General features: G+C 39.2%; 5 protein-coding genes and 2 pseudogenes. 2 read left to right on the top strand and 5 right to left on the bottom strand.

Annotated elements, in window-relative coordinates:
* Window positions 1-118 precede the first annotated feature (118 nt).
* Window positions 119-523, bottom strand: a pseudogene (locus F6K54_RS41070) (IS5 family transposase); the annotation flags it as partial.
* Between the two features lie 90 nt (window positions 524-613).
* Between F6K54_RS41070 and F6K54_RS41075 the strand changes: the two are divergent.
* Both F6K54_RS41075 and dapB read left to right on the top strand, forming a co-directional pair.
* Window positions 614-850, top strand: a pseudogene (locus F6K54_RS41075) (zinc ribbon domain-containing protein); the annotation flags it as partial.
* A 197-nt stretch (window positions 851-1047) separates the two neighbouring features.
* A complete protein-coding gene (dapB, locus tag F6K54_RS41080) occupies window positions 1048-1875 on the top strand; it encodes a 4-hydroxy-tetrahydrodipicolinate reductase (protein WP_293090257.1) in 828 nt (275 codons plus the stop codon).
* A 2-nt stretch (window positions 1876-1877) separates the two neighbouring features.
* On the opposite strand, the gene F6K54_RS41085 is transcribed toward dapB, so the two are convergent.
* From F6K54_RS41085 to F6K54_RS41100, 4 genes are all read right to left on the bottom strand, one after another.
* Window positions 1878-2837, bottom strand: a complete 960-nt coding sequence (locus F6K54_RS41085; protein ID WP_293090262.1) for a hypothetical protein — start codon at window positions 2835-2837, stop codon at window positions 1878-1880.
* A gap of 183 nt (window positions 2838-3020) precedes the next feature.
* Window positions 3021-3239: a hypothetical protein gene (locus F6K54_RS41090; RefSeq protein WP_293090259.1), complete on the bottom strand. Its 219-nt coding sequence runs from the start codon at window positions 3237-3239 to the stop codon at window positions 3021-3023.
* Between the two features lie 10 nt (window positions 3240-3249).
* Window positions 3250-3921: an Npun_F0813 family protein gene (locus F6K54_RS41095; RefSeq protein WP_293090260.1), complete on the bottom strand. Its 672-nt coding sequence runs from the start codon at window positions 3919-3921 to the stop codon at window positions 3250-3252.
* Window positions 3922-4005: 84 nt separating this feature from the next.
* A complete protein-coding gene (locus F6K54_RS41100) occupies window positions 4006-4233 on the bottom strand; it encodes a hypothetical protein (RefSeq protein ID WP_366558389.1) in 228 nt (75 codons plus the stop codon).
* Window positions 4234-4374: the final 141 nt, after the last annotated feature.

A 4374-nucleotide genomic window follows, 5' to 3' on the forward strand; every position in this document is an offset into this window, starting at 1 on the left:
TATCTAACAGGCTCTTCTTTGGTGGCCTCGCTTATTGCAGGCTCTTCCGCTGTGGCCTCGTATTTGCCCTATTCATACCCCTCTAGTTGCTAGAGGCTCCTAATAGGAACGAGTCGCACTCTACTACTCCATGTATTTTGGTACTCAATCCTCCTTTACTACGGCCAATATCTTCTTGTTCAGCACTACTATATGCGGCTCCTGCACTACGAGTATGAGCACGAACAATAGTGGCATCGATCATGGCATATTCGTTATCTGCATCCTCAGCCTTAGCTTGAAATACTCTTTCCCATACCCCTGAACAGCACCAACGACTAAAACGAGTATGGATAACACGAAAGTCCCCAAATCTTTCTGGTAAGTCTCTGGTTCGGAATTCCCGCTCTATACCTGTATAAAACAGCTTCTACAAAGAGGCGGTTGTATGCATGCTGTCCTCCCGACAGTTCCTTCACGCCCTGGTAGTAAATTTGTATGGGCGTACCCATTGGTCATCCCGTAACCCATAACGTCTAGTCATTTAGAGCAGTCCTTTTTTGTTAATTCCTGTAGTTATTCTTCATAATCATACTATATGATTAATGTCAACCTCTTTAATTGATGACACGCCCTAGTAGATAGGATGTTTCCAAGTTCCCAGATTTGCTCTAATTGTGGTCTTCATCGTCATAAGATGCCATTAAAAAACCGCGTTTATATCTGCCCTGATTGTGGTCACATAGAGGACAGAGATTTAAACGCCAGCAAAAATATAGAACGATGGTTTGAAGGAATATTCCCATACGACTCTACCAAGTCAAACGGTAAGCTCTACCGGGATGGCCTGGGTCGTGGACAAACCCTTTAGTTGCCAAACTAAAGCCACGTTGAAACAGGAAGTTAATACCAAAACTACCTATGTCCAGTTAAGTCTAGATTTGGGTAGTTTTGGGTCAGTTTAATAGAGCGGAAGACAAATGTCTGTGCAATATTTGCGTAGCGCTATAAACAAAATACTTTAAAATGCCTATGTTCACTCCTAGTATCTAGGTATTGATAGAAATTATGACAAATCAAACTTCCACTCCAGTAATTGTTAATGGTGCTGCGGGCAAAATGGGCCGTGAAGTAATAAAAGCTGTAGCAAATGCCAGTGACATGACTCTTTTTGGTGCCATAGACCGCCAACCTGAGTATCTTGGTAAAGATGCTGGCGAATTGTGTGGTTGTGGAGAACTAGAAGTGCCAGTGATTGATGATTTACAGGGAATGTTAGTCATGGCCACTCAGGAAAAAAAACCAGCAGTAATGGTTGATTTTACTCACCCAAATAGTGTTTATGAAAATGTTCGTTCTGCTATTGCTTATGGCATCAGACCAGTGGTAGGAACTACAGGTCTTAGTCCAGAACAAATTCAGGACTTAGGAGAATTTGCAGAAAAAGCCAGTATTGGTACACTGATAATTCCTAACTTCTCTATTGGTATGGTTTTGCTCCAACAAGCAGCGATCGCCGCTTCCCAGCATTTCGATCATGTAGAAATTATTGAGTTACACCACAATCAAAAAGCTGATGCCCCTAGTGGTACTGCAATTAAAACTGCACAAATGCTATCAGAACTAGGAAAAACTTACAATGTACCTAACGTTGAAGAAACAGAAAAAATAGAAGGGGCCAGAGGTTGTTTAGCAGACGAAGGAATTCGGATTCATAGTGTACGCTTACCTGGTTTAGTTGCTCATCAAGAAGTAATATTTGGTGGGCCTGGTCAAATTTATACCTTACGACACGATACAACAGATAGGTCTTGCTATATGCCTGGAGTTTTATTAGCCATTCGTAAAGTCCAATCTTTAACCAAACTCATCTATGGCTTAGAAAAGCTACTTTAGACTTAAGAACTACTGCGTCTACTACGCCTACTTTGGCGAGAACGAGTTGAAATATCGTATTCTAAAACTGCACCTATTCCAAACAAAATCGCAGTAAATACAAAGAATACCTCCAATAAACCCCCACTTTCATAATCTCCTTGAGCGCGTGAATCTGACCACTTAAAATACATATCAGCAATGTAAAGAGAAAATGTAGCAGCAGCAATCATGCGCCAAGACTGAGAAAAACGTCCACCCCAAAAAGCTAGAAGTAAAGCAGTAGCAATAATTAGTAAAAATACATCAGCAATGATATAGAACAAGTTTATGCTATAAGCAAATGGTTCTAAGTTTTTATCTATACTTATTACCCAAGAAGGAGCCAAATTGGCCGATACTTCTTCTACTATATCATCTACCTCTTCTAAGACTGAAGTATCTGGACTAGATAATAGGCCAAAAAATGAAGGTTCAGCGACCCAAATAGCCAAAGCAACTCCTGCCACTGCTACTCCAGCTAAAACTCCCCACTGCCAAAATTCTAGATTTAGTCGTTTAGAAGTGACAGCTAAAGTCATTCCCCAACCAATGAACAAGTAAGAAAAAACGTAGAAAATATCTGCTAGTGAAACATCGGGATCTAGTTCCCAAAGTAGTTCCCAACAACCAAAAACCACACCAGCAAGAAAGTAAAATAATAATCCTAGACCAATGCCCATCCATACATTGCGCCCACTAACCATTTGAGGACTTTGCCAATTTCTAAAGCAAACTATAGAAGCGAATAAGTAAGCTCCCAGTTCAAATATGTAAGTACCAACAGAGTACCAAAAAGGTAATTCTTCATCTGGTAAAGGCACGCTAAACAGGAGAAAAAATAATAGGGCAAGTACGCCCCAAACAAGACCAGTAATTACAATATTCTGGGCTGAGAATAAGGACTTAGTCAGGGTAGATGATTTTTCTGAAGTGCTGCTCATAGGAATATTCTCATCAAGCTTTACTTTGGACACATATTTTCTCTCCATTTTTTACCATTTTTAGTCTTTTTTTGAGACTTATCAAAGGTATTAAGGAGATAAAAATAGACTTACTTTGTTTTTTTGACCAATCAATATTAAATAAATAGATTTTTTTGATCGATAAAATTAATATTAATGAACTTAACCTACTCTTAATAAAGATTGGACACAATAAAATACTGATAGATTATTTGATTTTAAATGCTGTTTAACACGAAGTAGATCTTCGTTGACTAGCAATAAGCAATTTTCCCTTCTGCCTTCTGCCTTCTGTCTTCTGCCTTCTGCCTTCTGCCTTTTCAATTGATTTAGAGCGACCAATATCAATTTTTTACCTAACTCCAGAAGTGATATTGGCAAACTTTTTAAATTACTTTACTGCCCATTGTTTACCTTCAGGAAATTGATTCAGCCAAGCCATAAACTGACTTTTATCAGAACTAGACATAGATTCTAAGATTTCATCAATACCTTCAGCAAAATTGGAATTACCAAAATATTGTTCACCTAAATGATGGACTTCTTGCAGTAAAGTATATAGATGAACTTCCCGCCAAGAAGGTAGTGGTAATTGTTTAACAGGATCGACAGTTAATAAAGCCTTAGTTGCATCAGGAGAATCAGTGTTAGGAAAGTTTCTCTTTTGAAGAAGCTTAGTAAAGTCCTTGTGAAAAGACTTAGCCTGTCGATTACCTAATAAATCTTCTACATCAAAGTAAACAGCTTGTACTAGCAACAAACAACCCTGAATAAACGAAGGGGTAATGGCATCCTCATCTTTTGATTCTTCATTACTCAGTTGCTCTAAGCGGACTTTTCCCCAAACACTATATCGGTCTGGTTCCTCTAGTAAAACACAAGCTTTACCACGATTATCTGTTAAATCCCGCCAGAAGGATCTAGCTTCTTCAGCTTGCTCGGCCTTAAAAAGACTGATTAAGCGAAAAGTTTGCCCTTGATAACTAAGAATAGGGATCTGTTGATCCTTTTTTGGGTGTTGAATACTTGTAATTTCAACATCTTGCCTTTTCAGAATAAACATGACACTTTACATTCGACTCCCATAATCATCTGGGGCACTATTGGTATAATTTTGACCTCTCCCCTGGCTTCTCGAGAGGGGATTCTAAGCTGTTACTACATGGCAGGATAAATCTGTGCCACTCCGCTTTTTAGCTTTGGTTTCCCAGATACGAAATCTGGTAGCAAGGGTCAAAACTTGCCTACAGACCTTGACTAGGCTTAAACCTAATTGTGTCTCTACTTTGCATTCGCGAAGCGTGCCGAAGGCAAGTATATTCGCAGCTCCGTTTAAATCAGCGTTAATTAATCTTCCTTTAGCAGTGCGGTACATCCCGCGTTTAACTCTTTTCCCTGATGGTTTCCACCCTTTCCTAGGTCATGCTACGCAAACGGGTTTCTCACCAAAAGTAGGTAGAAAATCACTGTCTAGAAAACTATAGCAATCCTATTTTATTTGTGTCAAAAATCTTAC

It is taken from the genome of Okeania sp. SIO3B5 (genome assembly GCF_010692555.1).
Taxonomy (GTDB): domain Bacteria; phylum Cyanobacteriota; class Cyanobacteriia; order Cyanobacteriales; family Microcoleaceae; genus Okeania.

Bases quoted from the DNA above. Each gene is read 5' to 3' on its own strand.
- F6K54_RS41100 (WP_366558389.1), bottom strand. From the start codon at position 4,233: ATGTACCGCACTGCTAAAGGAAGATTAATTAACGCTGATTTAAACGGA.
- F6K54_RS41095 (WP_293090260.1), bottom strand. From the start codon at position 3,921: ATGTTTATTCTGAAAAGGCAAGATGTTGAAATTACAAGTATTCAACAC.
- dapB (WP_293090257.1), top strand. From the start codon at position 1,048: ATGACAAATCAAACTTCCACTCCAGTAATTGTTAATGGTGCTGCGGGC.
- F6K54_RS41085 (WP_293090262.1), bottom strand. From the start codon at position 2,837: ATGAGCAGCACTTCAGAAAAATCATCTACCCTGACTAAGTCCTTATTC.